We start from the raw sequence: 13,158 nt of genomic DNA on the forward strand, positions 1-13,158 counted from the left end.
ATTACAACAATGAAGAAACTACTATCACTGATTTTCAGCTTCTGTGCAATTATCCTTTTTGCCGCTTGCGACGACAAGACCGAGACGTTCGATGATCAATGGAAATTGGCTAACGAAACACAATTTGCCAATATTATCGCCTCCACGGTACAAGGCTATAAAAGAATTGACTCTCAATCGAAGAATGGCTATATCATGTATAAAGAGATTAAATCCGGAAATGGGGAAACACCTTACTTTACCGACAAAGTGAAAGTGCTTTATACCGGCTGGTTTAAATATGATTGGACCAAAGATGATACTTACACTGACAATCGGGGACAAACTATCTATAACAAAAAAATCTTTAGTGCAACAAATAGTAACGTTCCATATACGTTAGGAGTAAATAGTTTTATAGATGGATTTACCACTGCACTGCAACATATGCAGGAGGGCGATAAATGGGAAATATGGATACCTTGGAATTTAGGTTATGGCGCTTCTGAAAACACATCGGGAAACATTCCGGCATACACCACTCTGGTTTTTGAAATTGAACTGGTCGGCATTATATAATAACTTGCTATACAGAGAGCGCCGTTTTTTGTGAAATTATTGTTGTCACACACTATACACTTTGCATTTCTTTCATAGTCTTGTATATCCCGTTGGATTTCGTCAGTAGTTCCTGAGCTGTCCCCTGTTCAATAATCCGTCCATCCTTCAGCACGACGATCTTATCGGCATTGGCCACGGTACGCATGCGGTGGGCGATGATCAATACCGTACGATTCCTGACGAGTTCCGAGATAGCGGCCTGTATCCTGGTTTCATTTTCGGCATCCACCGAAGCAGTAGCTTCATCCAGCAACACGATAGGCGCATCTTTCAGCAGTGCGCGGGCAATGGAGATCCGTTGACGCTCACCCCCCGAAAGCCTGCTGCCATTCTCACCGATAATGGTGCGGTATCCATCCGGAAGATCGTGTACAAAGTCATCGCACAGGGCAGCATGCGCCGCACATAATACCTCACCGTCACTCGCGTCTTTCTTCCCGATGCGGATATTGTCCATTACCGTACCGTTAAAGAGCACCACATCCTGAAAAACAATCGAATAATTTTCCAGCAGAGCTTCGGGATCAATGGTGGTGATGTCCGTGCCACCCAAGGTGACAGAGCCGCTGTTTACATCCCAGAAACGGGCAGCCAGTTTGGCCACTGTGCTTTTACCTCCGCCGGAAGGACCGATCAATGCGGTGACTTCACCCTGGCGGGCCTCAAACGACACATCCTGTAAAACATCTTCTTCATCGTCCTTATACGAAAAACCGACATGGTCGAAACGGATGGTATAATCGTCCACCTGATAATCGGCGGCTCCGGTTTGTACGGGAAGGTCCATAATTTCATTCATCCGCTTGATACGAATATCAAGGAAGAACAGCACCGCTCCATGTTCCAATGCATTCAGCAGCGGGTTGAAAATCACCGAAGAGAGAATCAGGAAGAAGAGGTAAGTCAGGAAATCAACTTTTCCGGCGATCAGCAGGGTCGTACCGACCAATATCAGCGTGGGGATACCCAACTTGATAAGGGCATGTACGGTGTTGATGATTACCCCGACCAGCAATTCACCTTTGATTTGCCCCTTTTCAAACCGTTCCTGCTCGACCGACAATTCACGAAGATATGTTTCTTCCTGTCCATAAGACTTGATCTCCTGTACCTGCTGTATCCCTTCCTGGATCTTTTCGGTCACCGCGCGTTTCTGCCGGTAACTCGCCCGATGTTCTTTCGTTTGCATCTTCTTGGTGATCCATAGTATCGCCAGGGCTACGGGAACTACCCAGAAGACGGCAAGCGCCAGTTGCCAATTCATAAAGCCAAGTCCCACCATCGCCAACAGCAACGTGATAAACGACCCCACCAACTGCGGGATGGCATGAGAAAAGGTATGTTCCAGGTCGGCAGCGTCCTGCATGATCGTAGAAGTAAGGTCGGAGAGGTTTTTCTCCCCGAAGAAAGAAAGCGGCAGTTTACGCAGTTTTTCGGCAAGCGATATGCGGCGCACGGCACTCTCGTTATAAACACTCACATACGTGTTGTTATATTGAAAAACAGCAATGACATAAATGATGGCGATGGCCACCACGCTGAAAGCAATGTAGGGCCATATAGAAGAGGAGGCTGCCTCCTGCCCGTTCAAATAGGGCGACAAGAAGTGCTGCAGGAAAAGATACACCAGCATTACCGGCAACATGAATGAAATGTTCTGCAACGTGGTCCACACCACTCCCTTGATAAAATCACGCGCCCCCTGTTCGCTCATGGCAAACCGTTTCTGTATATATTTAAGCATGCTTTGCCTCCTTTCTGATGTCCCATTCGACTGATTGTTGGTATTCTTTCCACATACGGCAATAAAGCCCCTCCTTTTGCAGTAATTGCGCATGCGTTCCCTGTTCGGCAATGCGTCCTTCCTCCATCACCACGATATTATCGGCATCGGTGACCGAGGTGAGGCGGTGGGCAATCATCACCACCGTCTTGCCTTGCATCAGCCGCGCCAAGGCCAGTTGAATCTCCCGTTCATTTTCGGGATCGGCAAAAGCGGTCGCTTCATCGAGAAGGATAATAGGCGCATCCTTCAGGAAAGCCCTTGCCAGGGCAATACGCTGCTGTTCACCGCCTGAAAGGTAAATCCCTTCCGTCCCGATCTTTGTGTCGAGCCCATGCGGCAATTTATCGATGATTTCCCGGCATTGTGCCAGGTCGATAGCCCGGTCGACATCGGCCTGTGCCGCACCGGGATTGCCATAGAGAATATTCTCACGGACGGTGGTTTTGAAGAGTTCGGTATTTTGAAAAACAAACGATATATGCTTCATTAGCGCTGAAGGATAGATCCGTTTTACATTGACGCCCCCGATCGATACCACGCCATTTCCGGTATCCCAGAAACGGGCGGCAAGCCGTGCCAGGGTCGTCTTTCCGCTTCCGGAAGCACCTACCAATGCGACAGTCTTCCCTTGTGGAATGGTCAGGTCGATATGGGAGAGCGCATCTTTCACTGCCCCCTCGTAACGGAAAGAGACGTCGTTGAAACGGATATCGTATCTGGAAGGCATTGGGGTCGGCGGTTGCAAGGTCACAAGCTGCTGTTTTTCATCGGTCAGCGCTTCGATCCTCTTCACGGCTTCACCCGCCTGGCGATACCCATCGAGCACGTACATCAACTTCATGATACATTGCCCGAAGAAAGGGGTGACCAACACATAAAATATCAAGTTCAGGGTGACCTCTTGCCAGTTACCACCGACACCTACCAGGATAATTGCCACGGGAACGAGCAGGAAGGCAAAACCGTTGATGGCCACGGTATAGATCGACATCGATCTCCTCATGGATGCAGCGTATTCCTTCACCCACTTGTTATAATCCATGATACTGTCATAAAACCGCTTGAACGAATAGACCGTTTGCTGGAATACCTTTACCACAGGGACTCCGCGCACGTACTCCACCGCTTCGGTATTCATCGCTTCGAGCGAGGTCATATACTGCCCCATGGTGGCGGCATAATTCTTCCCCATCATCATATAAAACTGGGCAAAGGCAATCACCAGTGGAACCAGGCAGGCAAATCCCAGCCGCCAATCGAAAACGAACATCAATACAAGGGTGGCGACAAACACGGCGAGGCCTCCGGCCAGGTCCGGCAATTGATGTGCGACAAATGTATGCACAATGCCGGCGTTGTCATCGATCACTTTACGCATCTTTCCGCTGCTGTTCTTTGTAAAAAAGCCCAGCGGCATACGCACCGCTTTCTCCATGGCCGAATAGCGCAGGTTCCGTTCGAGGCGGAAGGCGGCCAGATGCGACAACATCAACGCGGTAAAATAAAACAGGATGAAGAGAATGGAAAAACCGAAAGCCCACCAGGCGTACCGGACAATTTCATTGCCCGAGGCAGCGGTTCCTTCCGTGAATAACAGGCGGATAATCAGCCATACGCATACGAACGGCAATATCCCTACCAGGTTTCCCAAAACCGAGAGCGTAATGGAAAAAGGCATCAAAATTCCTTTCTTTCCCATATAGCCCCTTAATAAATTGAATATGGAGGTTTGATTCTGAGATTTCATCTTGTACATGCATTTTTTACAAAATTACTGCCTCAGCACAATGATTTCAATCCCTTAAAATTGGGATTTTTTTCTCGAAATGCCCCTATTTATAGGGATGTTTCAGTCAAAAACTGCTCGATAGCACTCCTGACCTGGGGACGTGTACCATTGAACTTGTTCACCATCACGGCAAACGCATATTTTTTATTTCCATCGAGCAGGTAACCCGCAAAACACTGTACCCCTCCGATGCTGCCGCTCTTCACGAAAACTTTCCCGTTTAGTTTCGTGTTCCGGAGAAAACTACGGACTGTCCCCTCCTGCCCTGCCTTGGGCAATGATTGAAGAAAAGCATTGGAATAATCGCTTCGGTTGTACATATATACCAATAAGTCTGTCAGGAACTGCGGTGCTATTGCATTCTGTGGTGCCAGTCCGCAACCATCATACATCTGCAATGAGGAGGTGGCAATCCCTTTTCCTTTCCAAAACTCTTCTACATATTCAATGCCGGCCTCTAACGGATCGGCGTAGATATCTCCTTTGCTGTAGCGCCCCAAGGTACGGATCAGATGTTCCGCATAATGATTATTACTCTCCACATTTACCTCCCGGATGATCTCTTTCAAGGGAGGAGATGTCTGCGTGAAGACCACTTTTCCGGCACGATAACCTGTTTTCCTGCGTTCCGCCCTACAAACTCCCGAGAGATAGTCGTTACGTGCGGTTTCAATCTTCTCGATCCTGAAACCCGCACGGGAAAGATAGTCAGCCAGTGTTTCACCCAGCAACATACCCGGATCGGGAATATCGCCCTTGATACTGAATTCCGTCCTACCGCCCGGGATATTACCCCTCACCTCCCTGTCGTAAGAGAAAGGAACGCCATAAATATATCCGTTATCCTGCCCGCTATTATTCAGTGAAAGCGAATTCCGGAAGGTAATCCCTTTGATCTCCGGTTCTGTACGAAGGATCCGCGGACAATTATTTCTATCGACCGTATTAAAAAACAACCGGTAACTATTATCGAAAACACTGATACCATAAGCCCCCGCGGCATAATAGTTTCCCATATCTATCCAAGTCCATCCGGGTGCAATGCCGTCATACCCGAAGAGGTTATCCACCACGTAAATGGAATACTCCCTGTCTTTGGGAAGTGACTTTCCAAGGGCATCGGCACAATGGATAAAAAAAGCATTCTTATTTTCCCCGAACGCCTCGCTTCCCAGCGTAGGATCTCCGACACCGAAAACCAAGATACGCGACGGATCATCGGCATCGAGTGCCAGTTCGGTCTTATAACGGTAATTATCTCCCAATGTCTCCAGGACTGTGGCGGTAGTGATCAATTTAAGAATGGATGCCGGAGTAAGTGATTTCCCTGCATCGTACGAAACGATACGCTGGCCGCTTTCTAAATCAACCATGGATACTCCCAGCGAAGCGTGCTTTAGCGCCGGGTCGTTGACTAAACGCTGCAGGGCCGTCTGCGAATATGATAAAAAGGTTCCGAAAAGAAGAATAATTACAAGGCAATATTTTTTCATCGGTTTTAAATTTATCAATCTTGTTCTTCGATAGTTAAATAATTCGACATACTCTTATTGATATAGATGGCTATATGATTCCATTATCTATACAGAAATTTCTCTTTTCTACTAATGCCCAGAATAATTCGCTTTCAATATATTCATCGGGAATATCCTTTTTCAAAACCTCCTTCGGCTTATATATTTTTACAGGTTCTTCCATTATGGACAGGTTACTTTCGAATGAGACAATATCTGGAGATTGCTTCAATTCTTCAACGATCTGCCTTCCTTCAGGCGAAGAGATGTCTATTGTAACTTTAACTTTTTTCATAGTCACTCCATTTATATTGATGAGTCAAATATATAAATAAATCACGACTAAAGTCACAATTTTCATTACACATTTTCAATTTACCGCTCATGCCGGGCGGCCAATAAAAAAAGATGACTCCTTTGGGGAGCCATCCGCTTATATAATCTGTTTTCTGCTTATGATCAGAATCTATATCCTACAGTGAGGTAAGCATTCTGGTTTTTGGCATCCACACCACTGATATCGGAGATATTTGTCAATCCCATATCCCAACCCAGATCCACCAAAAGCGGACCGAATTCGGCACCCACGCCAAGACCTAAACCGGCATCAAAACGTTTGAAAGCGCCATCCTGGAAAAAATCATCACTGACTTCAGCAGAGGAACCGCTTGCTTTAACCTTTACTTTTCCGCCTACACCCACTGCCATGTAAGGACCGGCATGGAAAACAAGACGGGTGCCGGGAGCAACATCCAACTTATAAGCATAATGTACCGGAAGTTGCAGATACATGGGGTTCATCGTAAGCTTTCCGGATACATCACCAAGATCCCCTTCGTATTTCGCACCTTTCGTTGTGAAAAATAATCCTGTCTGGATGGCATGGTTGAACATAAATTCATAATCGGCAGCCAATCCTATGTTGAACCCAACTTTTGCATCTGCATTGTCAAGGTCACCACTAAAGTTTGACAAGTTTACACCTCCTTTTACGCCAAGATATAGCTGCTGTGCACTTACTGACGTTACAGCAACAAGCATTGCCACGATCAGCGAGAATGTCATTTTCTTCATAATTTCATTTTTTTAGTTAAAATTTTAATTAGTTAGTTCGTTATTGGAAGATCATGTCTTCGTTTGCATTCAGACTACATCTTTCAAAAATGGTTTAAATACTACAGCATATAACATCCGACAGCCCCAAATTGTTTGATCACATAATGTATCAAATGTAAAAATTGTGGGAGAGAACACTCTACAACAATTCTCTTTCATATTTATTCATTATTTTTGCTATCCAATCAATCACCAAAATATGATAAATTACATCTGATCATACATAACTCAACTCAAAAGGAGATGTTGGGAAGATTTCATTGGCAACTTCCCTGATCTCCCGCGCTGTGATCCGGTCGATTTTGGGGAAGAGATCGTTCAACGGCGTATAGCGGTTGAAATGCAGAAAGGCCTTTCCCATCGCCAACGCACTGTTTTCATGATTCTCCGCAGCAATTCCCATCTGTCCCTTCCATTGCCGTTTGGCCCGCATCAATTGCGTAGGCGTCAATTCGTCCTGCATGATCTTCTCTATTTCTTTCTGGATCAGCCGCAGGCATCTTTCTTTGAACTTGGGGTCGCAGGCAAAGTACACAGTGAACAGACCGGTATCGGAATACAATGTCAGGTTTGACTCCACATGGTAGACCAGTCCGTGTTTTTCCCTGAGCGATACATTGAACCGGCTGTTCAGGCTTCCTCCACCCAATATATGATTGATCATATACAATACATACTTATCGGGATGGTGCATATTGAAAGTCCTCCAACCCGTTACCACATGCGACTGGGAAGTGTCTTTCCGCATCTCTTGCCTTGCAGGAACAAGGATACCTGGAGATGTACGTTGTTTGAGGGGTAATGCTCCGTTGGACGGGTTAGACGCGGATGAAAAATATTTTTCCGTCAAACGTACCACCTTTGAAAAGGGAGTTTTTCCAAAAGAGAAAAAAACCATGTTATCCGGGCGGTATTGCCTCTCAGTAAAACGTTTTATATTTACGGTATTGAATGATTGCAGCGTTTCCGGATTACCCAGTATATAGTGCCCCAAATCGTGTCCGGCAAATACCATATTTTCAAAATCATCATAGATTAATTCCGAAGGAGAATCGTCGTATGACAGAATCTCATCGATGATCACTTCCCGCTCCTTCTCTATTTGCCGCGACGGAAATTGGGAATGAAAAACAATATCGCCCAACAATTCCACCGCCCGGGATAAATATTCACCCGGGAAAGCGGCATAAATAAATGTCTCTTCCTTTGCCGTGTATGCGTTGAGCTCTCCTCCCACATCCTCCATCCGGTTGACAATATGGTGTGCCCTGCGCTTTTGTGTACCCTTAAAGAGCATGTGCTCCACAAAATGGGCCATACCGTGCTCCCCGGGAAATTCATCCCGGGTTCCGGTATTCACTGCAATACCGCAATAAGATATGTCGGATGGGAAAGAACGGTGGATAATACGTAAACCGTTCAATAAAGTGTGTGTCTGTACCATTACTTATAATCCTCTCCCCTCTCAATTCACCCTTGATACGGAGCAGGTCCCTTCATAAAATCCCACAATATTCCGTGTCATTTCCACCGACATCTTGATCCGATCCTCTATAGTTTTGGTGGCAGCATGAGGTGCAAGCACCACATTATCAAGCTCCAGCAATTCCGGAAGGATATGCGGTTCATTCTCGAACACATCCAGTCCGGCAGCCCAAATCCTGTTTTCTTTCAACGCTTTCGCCAAAGCTTTTTCATCCACCATACTGCCACGCGCAGTATTGATAAAGACAGCAGTAGGTTTCATCATATTGAATTGCCGTTCTCCAATCATATGATGTGTCTGGGATGTATAAGGTGCATTCAGAGAGATATAATCGGCCGCTGTGAGGAGTGCTTCCTGTGACATATACCGGGCCTTATATCGCTGCTCGATTGTTTCATCCAAACGATGACGGTTATGATAAATGATTTCCATGCCCGATGCCTCGGCACGGCGTGCCAATGATTGCCCGATCCTACCCATGCCAATGATACCCAATATTTTTCCATACACGGGTAAACTACTTTCGGCATACATACCCCAACTCACTCCCTCGGGAGTACGTAATTTCCGGTCGTAATAACCAATACGGCGACCGGCAGCCATCAATAGTGCGAACGTAAACTCTGCTGTTGGCTCACGTGTGCTATCGGGCGTATTAGTTACCACAATTCCCTTTTTCGTGGCATAATCCACATCTATATTGTTAAAGCCTACCCCATAATTGGAAATCAACTCCAGTTTCACTGCCCTGTCCATCATCTCCTTATCGGTATAAAAGCCAAAGTTGGGCACAAATACCTCATAATCAGGGATCAAACCCATTACCTCTTCTTTAGTAAAGTACGATTTATCAACAGGCAGGGTAACATCATATTTCCCTTCCAGCTCTTTTAGCCCCTCCGGCTTCAGACGGTATGCTATTAATATTTTTTTCATATTTTCAGAATAAAGCATCCCGGAACGTTTTCCCCGTTCAAAAAATGGGATGAAACAATTGGGTTTTAATTTTGTTTCTTACGAGAGAGTGAAGACTGTTAGAACCTTTCACTTTCCTACTAAAAATATATATAACAAAAAAACGAGCCTTTTGACCCGTTTTCCGCTCTTCCTCTTGGACTTGAACCAAGGACCCTCTGATTAACAGTCAGATGCTCTAACCAACTGAGCTAAGGAAGAATTAAATTATTTACACTTTTACCTTTTCCGCTCTTCCTCTTGGACTTGAACCAAGGACCCTCTGATTAACAGTCAGATGCTCTAACCAACTGAGCTAAGGAAGAATTTTTCTCTTTGCCGAAAAGCGTTGCAAAAGTAGTATAATTTTCCGAATAAACCAATAACTCCAAGAAAAATTATACAGAAACTATCTTCAAAAAAACCGGTACTTAATCAGGAACTATAATTTTCCGATAAGTTACATATCTCTTTTACCATATCTCCATTTTTATTCGTCAGGTTGATCCAAGTTGTTTCTTTATCTTTTTTGAACCATGTAAGTTGTTTCCGAGCATAATTGCGGGTATGCTGCTTAATCTTCTCTATGGCAAATTCCAGCGTATATTTCCCGTCGAAATAGTCGAAAAGTTCTTTATAGCCTACCGTATTAAGTGAATTCAAATGACGTTTCGGGTAGAAGTTCCTTGCCTCCTCTAACAGTCCCTCCTCAATCATCTGATCGACACGGCTGTTGATCCGTTTATACAGTTCTTCCCGATCACGGGTGAAACCAACCTTTATAATCCGGAACGGACGTTTCTTTTTCGGGTTAGTACGAAGAGACGAATATGGTTTTCCGGCCATCAGGCATACTTCCAATGCATGGATTACCCGTTTGGGATTTTTCAGGTCTACCTCATCATAAAAAACCGGATCGAGAATTTTCAATTGCCGACGTATAGGGTCAAGACCTTCATTATCGTAAAGTTCCTGTAACTCTTTTCGTAGCATTTCATCAATAGTAGGAATATCGTCGATTCCTTTGCACACAGCATCGACATACATCATGGATCCACCCGTCATCACCACCACCGGATATTGCTTATGTAATTCCCCGAGCAAAGAAAGGGCTTCCTGCTCATATTCACTGGCACTATAATAATCTCCCGGAGAAAGTGTTCCTACAAAATAATGAGTTACCCGCCGCATCTGTGCGGCAGTAGGGGCAGCCGTACCAATGGTCATTCCCCGATAAATCTGACGGGAATCGGCTGACAAAATGGGGCATCCCAATGCTTCGGCTATACACAAACCCCAATCTGTCTTTCCTACACCCGTGGGGCCAATCAACACGAGGAGCGTGTTCATTGTTAATAAAAATCATTCGTATCCGGTTCTGCCGGAGTGTCATCTAATCCGTCAAACCCCTCCCTATCCAATTCTTCCATTTCGAATTTTTCATCGCCATAAAAAGATTCGCCCATATCCAATGATAGGGTATCTGATTTTATATCTTCTATATCTGCAATCTGGTCGGGCGCTTCCCCAACGGAAAGAGTGCAGACGGGGGTCTTCAGGTTCTTGCCAGGAATAAGTTCCGATAATTCAATAAACAATGCACGTTCATTAAAATAATCAAACACAAACAGCAGTTTTTGTTTTTCATCATCCAGATAATCGCTCAAGATACACTCTTCCATTATATAAGAATCTTCATCTGAATAAGTATCCATCTCTACAAGGGTGATTTCCTGCCTCTTACGCCATTTCTCATCACAAAGAAAAAACGAGGCCATCTCCTTTTTGCTAAAACCGGTACTTGCTATAATTGCATTATACAACTCAAGAAAGGTAGCATCTCCATCTATTTTAATTTCTCTCTTGAAGTTATCTACTTCATCGGACAGGATTAGGAACTTGAATATCATTGTAATCTCCGTTTTATACATTATCTACCTTTCAAAGGTAGTAAAAAGTTTTAATTTTTTACATTTCATTGATTATTTATTCGACAGGATATACATCTCAATATGGATGAACCTAAATGTAAAAGTAGTTGTTTTATATCCATATCCCAGATAATAATAAAACAGAATAATAATATGAATCCAAAATACATGCCTGTCGATCCCGGTTATTTTGAACTTTTTGAGTCGGAAATGGAAAAAGATGAATCGAGGGTGATATATTTTGCTTTTTCCAATGAACCAGAACTGGAAGAATCACAGGGAAAAATCATCAGTATTGAAGATAAACGTGAAGAAGGCTATTTTCTTTTCTTTAAGAACGGCGACCAGATACGTCTTGACCGTATTATCGTCATTAACGGAAAACCGGGTCCTGCCTACGATGAATATGATTCATACGCCCTTGTACCGCTTACATGTCAAGCGGGTTACGATGATTGTTTTATGGAATAGAAATCATTATCTTTGCCCCACAATAGACTATTCAACTGCGTTTATGGCTCTGAAACAACAACAGGAACTAAAACAAACACAGCGTCTTTCACCCTTACAGATGCAGGTGATAAAACTGGTAGAACTGAACTCTTTGGAGGTAGAAGACCGCATAAAACAAGAGATAGAAGATAATCCCGCCCTGGAAGTGTCGGATTCCCGTCCCGTGGACGATGGAAATGACAGCAGTGAAACTACGGAGGATGTCTTATCGCAGGAGGAAATCATATTGGGAGATTATTCCTCCGAAGATGATATACCTGATTATCGACTGAATGGAAGCGATCACAAGATCAGCACCAACATAGTAGAAATCAGCTACTACGATGACAAATCGTTAAGTGACTCACTTCTTGAGCAGATTGGATTATTAAATCTTGATGGCCAACGACAACTAGTGGCGGAATATATCATTGGGAGTCTGGACGAAAACGGTTATCTACAACGCGATCTGCAATCTATTTCTGACGATTTGTTGTTTCAACAACAAATTGATGTGTCTCCATTACAGATGGAAGATGTATTGTATGAAATTCAGGATATGGAACCGGCAGGTGTGGGTGCCCGCAATTTGCGGGAGTGTCTTTTACTGCAATTAGGACGGTCTGAACTTTCTCAAGCGGTGAAACACGCACGAGAGATTCTTTCAAACTATTTCGAGGAATTCAGCCGGAAGCATTATGATAAAATTATCCGCCAGATGGATATTACAGAAGATGAATTGCGAAAGGCCATCCGTGAAATCACCTCTCTGAACCCCAAGCCGGGAAATGCATTGGGTGGCACTTTACAAACTGCCATGAACAATATCACTCCCGATTTTATCGTGGACTCCTATAACGGAGAAATATCCATTCAACTCAATAACAGCAACGTCCCCAGTTTACAGGTGAACCGATCTTTCTCAGAGATGCTTAAAGGGTATAATGAGAACCGCGAGAGCATGTCGAACGACGACAAGCAAGCTATCCTTTTCATGAAGCAGAAAGTAGATTCTGCCAAATGGTTTATTGATGCGGTAAAACAACGCCAGAACACCCTGCAGCGAACTATGGAAGCGATCGTAAGCCTGCAATATGATTTTTTCCTCACGGAAGATGAAACAAAACTCAAGCCAATGATTCTGAAAGATGTAGCCGAAAGGACCGGATTCGATATCTCTACTATATCCCGTGTAAGCAATAGCAAGTATGTACAGACCAACACCGGGATCTATCCGCTTAAGTTCTTTTTTTCGGAAGCGATGCAGACCAATAGTGGAGAAGATATCTCATCGAGGGAAGTGAAACTGATCCTCAAAGAAAGTATTGACAATGAAAATCCCATAAAACCACTTACCGATGATCAGCTTACAAAGATACTCAACGAAAAAGGATATGTGATTGCCCGGCGTACTGTAGCAAAATATCGAGAACAATTAAACATTCCTGTGGCTCGATTAAGAAAAAAAATATAACTTTGCCAATTCTAAA

Annotated in this window: 12 protein-coding genes and 2 tRNA genes; 3 read left to right on the top strand and 11 right to left on the bottom strand. The window is 44.3% G+C overall.

Features of this window, described 5'->3' with window-relative positions; genetic code table 11:
- The first annotated feature begins 9 nt into the window (after nucleotides 1-9).
- Nucleotides 10-558 (top strand): FKBP-type peptidyl-prolyl cis-trans isomerase, encoded by a 549-nt coding sequence (locus tag B4G81_RS12950; RefSeq protein WP_294083166.1) that lies wholly within the window; start codon nucleotides 10-12, stop codon nucleotides 556-558.
- Between the two features lie 52 nt (nucleotides 559-610).
- Here B4G81_RS12950 and B4G81_RS12955 read toward each other — a convergent pair whose 3' ends face one another.
- The 11 genes from B4G81_RS12955 to B4G81_RS13005 form a co-directional block, all read right to left on the bottom strand.
- Nucleotides 611-2,344: an ABC transporter ATP-binding protein gene (locus B4G81_RS12955; RefSeq protein ID WP_294083168.1), complete on the bottom strand. Its 1,734-nt coding sequence runs from the start codon at nucleotides 2,342-2,344 to the stop codon at nucleotides 611-613.
- On the bottom strand, nucleotides 2,337-4,133 hold the full coding sequence (locus B4G81_RS12960) for an ABC transporter ATP-binding protein (protein ID WP_294083170.1): 1,797 nt from the start codon (nucleotides 4,131-4,133) through the stop codon (nucleotides 2,337-2,339). Before B4G81_RS12960 ends, B4G81_RS12955 begins: the two co-directional genes overlap by 8 nt.
- Nucleotides 4,134-4,222: 89 nt before the next feature.
- Nucleotides 4,223-5,668, bottom strand: coding sequence for a D-alanyl-D-alanine carboxypeptidase/D-alanyl-D-alanine endopeptidase (gene dacB, locus B4G81_RS12965; protein ID WP_294083171.1), 1,446 nt, complete (start codon nucleotides 5,666-5,668; stop codon nucleotides 4,223-4,225).
- Nucleotides 5,669-5,738: 70 nt separating this feature from the next.
- Nucleotides 5,739-5,984 carry a hypothetical protein gene (locus tag B4G81_RS12970; protein ID WP_294083173.1) on the bottom strand — a complete coding sequence of 82 codons (246 nt, stop codon included), beginning with the start codon at nucleotides 5,982-5,984 and terminating at the stop codon, nucleotides 5,739-5,741.
- A 164-nt stretch (nucleotides 5,985-6,148) separates the two neighbouring features.
- A complete protein-coding gene (locus B4G81_RS12975) occupies nucleotides 6,149-6,763 on the bottom strand; it encodes a porin family protein (protein ID WP_294083176.1) in 615 nt (204 codons plus the stop codon).
- Between the two features lie 259 nt (nucleotides 6,764-7,022).
- Nucleotides 7,023-8,249 carry a M16 family metallopeptidase gene (locus B4G81_RS12980; RefSeq protein WP_294083177.1) on the bottom strand — a complete coding sequence of 409 codons (1,227 nt, stop codon included), beginning with the start codon at nucleotides 8,247-8,249 and terminating at the stop codon, nucleotides 7,023-7,025.
- Nucleotides 8,250-8,270: 21 nt separating this feature from the next.
- Nucleotides 8,271-9,227 carry an NAD(P)-dependent oxidoreductase gene (locus tag B4G81_RS12985; protein WP_294083179.1) on the bottom strand — a complete coding sequence of 319 codons (957 nt, stop codon included), beginning with the start codon at nucleotides 9,225-9,227 and terminating at the stop codon, nucleotides 8,271-8,273.
- 166 nt (nucleotides 9,228-9,393) lie between these two features.
- A tRNA-Asn gene (locus B4G81_RS12990) sits at nucleotides 9,394-9,467 on the bottom strand.
- 30 nt (nucleotides 9,468-9,497) lie between these two features.
- Nucleotides 9,498-9,571 (bottom strand) — tRNA-Asn (locus B4G81_RS12995).
- A gap of 109 nt (nucleotides 9,572-9,680) precedes the next feature.
- Nucleotides 9,681-10,595, bottom strand: a complete 915-nt coding sequence (miaA, locus tag B4G81_RS13000) for a tRNA (adenosine(37)-N6)-dimethylallyltransferase MiaA (protein WP_294083183.1) — start codon at nucleotides 10,593-10,595, stop codon at nucleotides 9,681-9,683.
- 2 nt (nucleotides 10,596-10,597) lie between these two features.
- Nucleotides 10,598-11,155, bottom strand: coding sequence for an IS1096 element passenger TnpR family protein (locus tag B4G81_RS13005; protein ID WP_294083186.1), 558 nt, complete (start codon nucleotides 11,153-11,155; stop codon nucleotides 10,598-10,600).
- A 174-nt stretch (nucleotides 11,156-11,329) separates the two neighbouring features.
- Here B4G81_RS13005 and B4G81_RS13010 point away from each other — a divergent pair, with 174 nt between their 5' ends.
- On the top strand, nucleotides 11,330-11,647 hold the full coding sequence (locus B4G81_RS13010; protein WP_294083189.1) for a hypothetical protein: 318 nt from the start codon (nucleotides 11,330-11,332) through the stop codon (nucleotides 11,645-11,647).
- Nucleotides 11,648-11,690: 43 nt separating this feature from the next.
- The gene (gene rpoN / locus B4G81_RS13015) at nucleotides 11,691-13,142 is read left to right on the top strand and encodes an RNA polymerase factor sigma-54 (RefSeq protein WP_294083191.1); all 1,452 of its coding nucleotides are present in this window, start codon (nucleotides 11,691-11,693) and stop codon (nucleotides 13,140-13,142) included.
- Nucleotides 13,143-13,158 lie beyond the last annotated feature (16 nt).

Source organism: Proteiniphilum sp. UBA5384, assembly GCF_002410825.1.
Taxonomy (GTDB): Bacteria; Bacteroidota; Bacteroidia; order Bacteroidales; family Dysgonomonadaceae; genus Proteiniphilum.

Bases quoted from the DNA above. Each gene is read 5' to 3' on its own strand.
- B4G81_RS12950 (WP_294083166.1), top strand. From the start codon at position 10: ATGAAGAAACTACTATCACTGATTTTCAGCTTCTGTGCAATTATCCTT.
- B4G81_RS12955 (WP_294083168.1), bottom strand. From the start codon at position 2,344: ATGCTTAAATATATACAGAAACGGTTTGCCATGAGCGAACAGGGGGCG.
- B4G81_RS12960 (WP_294083170.1), bottom strand. From the start codon at position 4,133: ATGAAATCTCAGAATCAAACCTCCATATTCAATTTATTAAGGGGCTAT.
- dacB (WP_294083171.1), bottom strand. From the start codon at position 5,668: ATGAAAAAATATTGCCTTGTAATTATTCTTCTTTTCGGAACCTTTTTA.
- B4G81_RS12970 (WP_294083173.1), bottom strand. From the start codon at position 5,984: ATGAAAAAAGTTAAAGTTACAATAGACATCTCTTCGCCTGAAGGAAGG.
- B4G81_RS12975 (WP_294083176.1), bottom strand. From the start codon at position 6,763: ATGAAGAAAATGACATTCTCGCTGATCGTGGCAATGCTTGTTGCTGTA.
- B4G81_RS12980 (WP_294083177.1), bottom strand. From the start codon at position 8,249: ATGGTACAGACACACACTTTATTGAACGGTTTACGTATTATCCACCGT.
- B4G81_RS12985 (WP_294083179.1), bottom strand. From the start codon at position 9,227: ATGAAAAAAATATTAATAGCATACCGTCTGAAGCCGGAGGGGCTAAAA.
- miaA (WP_294083183.1), bottom strand. From the start codon at position 10,595: ATGAACACGCTCCTCGTGTTGATTGGCCCCACGGGTGTAGGAAAGACA.
- B4G81_RS13005 (WP_294083186.1), bottom strand. From the start codon at position 11,155: ATGATATTCAAGTTCCTAATCCTGTCCGATGAAGTAGATAACTTCAAG.
- B4G81_RS13010 (WP_294083189.1), top strand. From the start codon at position 11,330: ATGAATCCAAAATACATGCCTGTCGATCCCGGTTATTTTGAACTTTTT.
- rpoN (WP_294083191.1), top strand. From the start codon at position 11,691: ATGGCTCTGAAACAACAACAGGAACTAAAACAAACACAGCGTCTTTCA.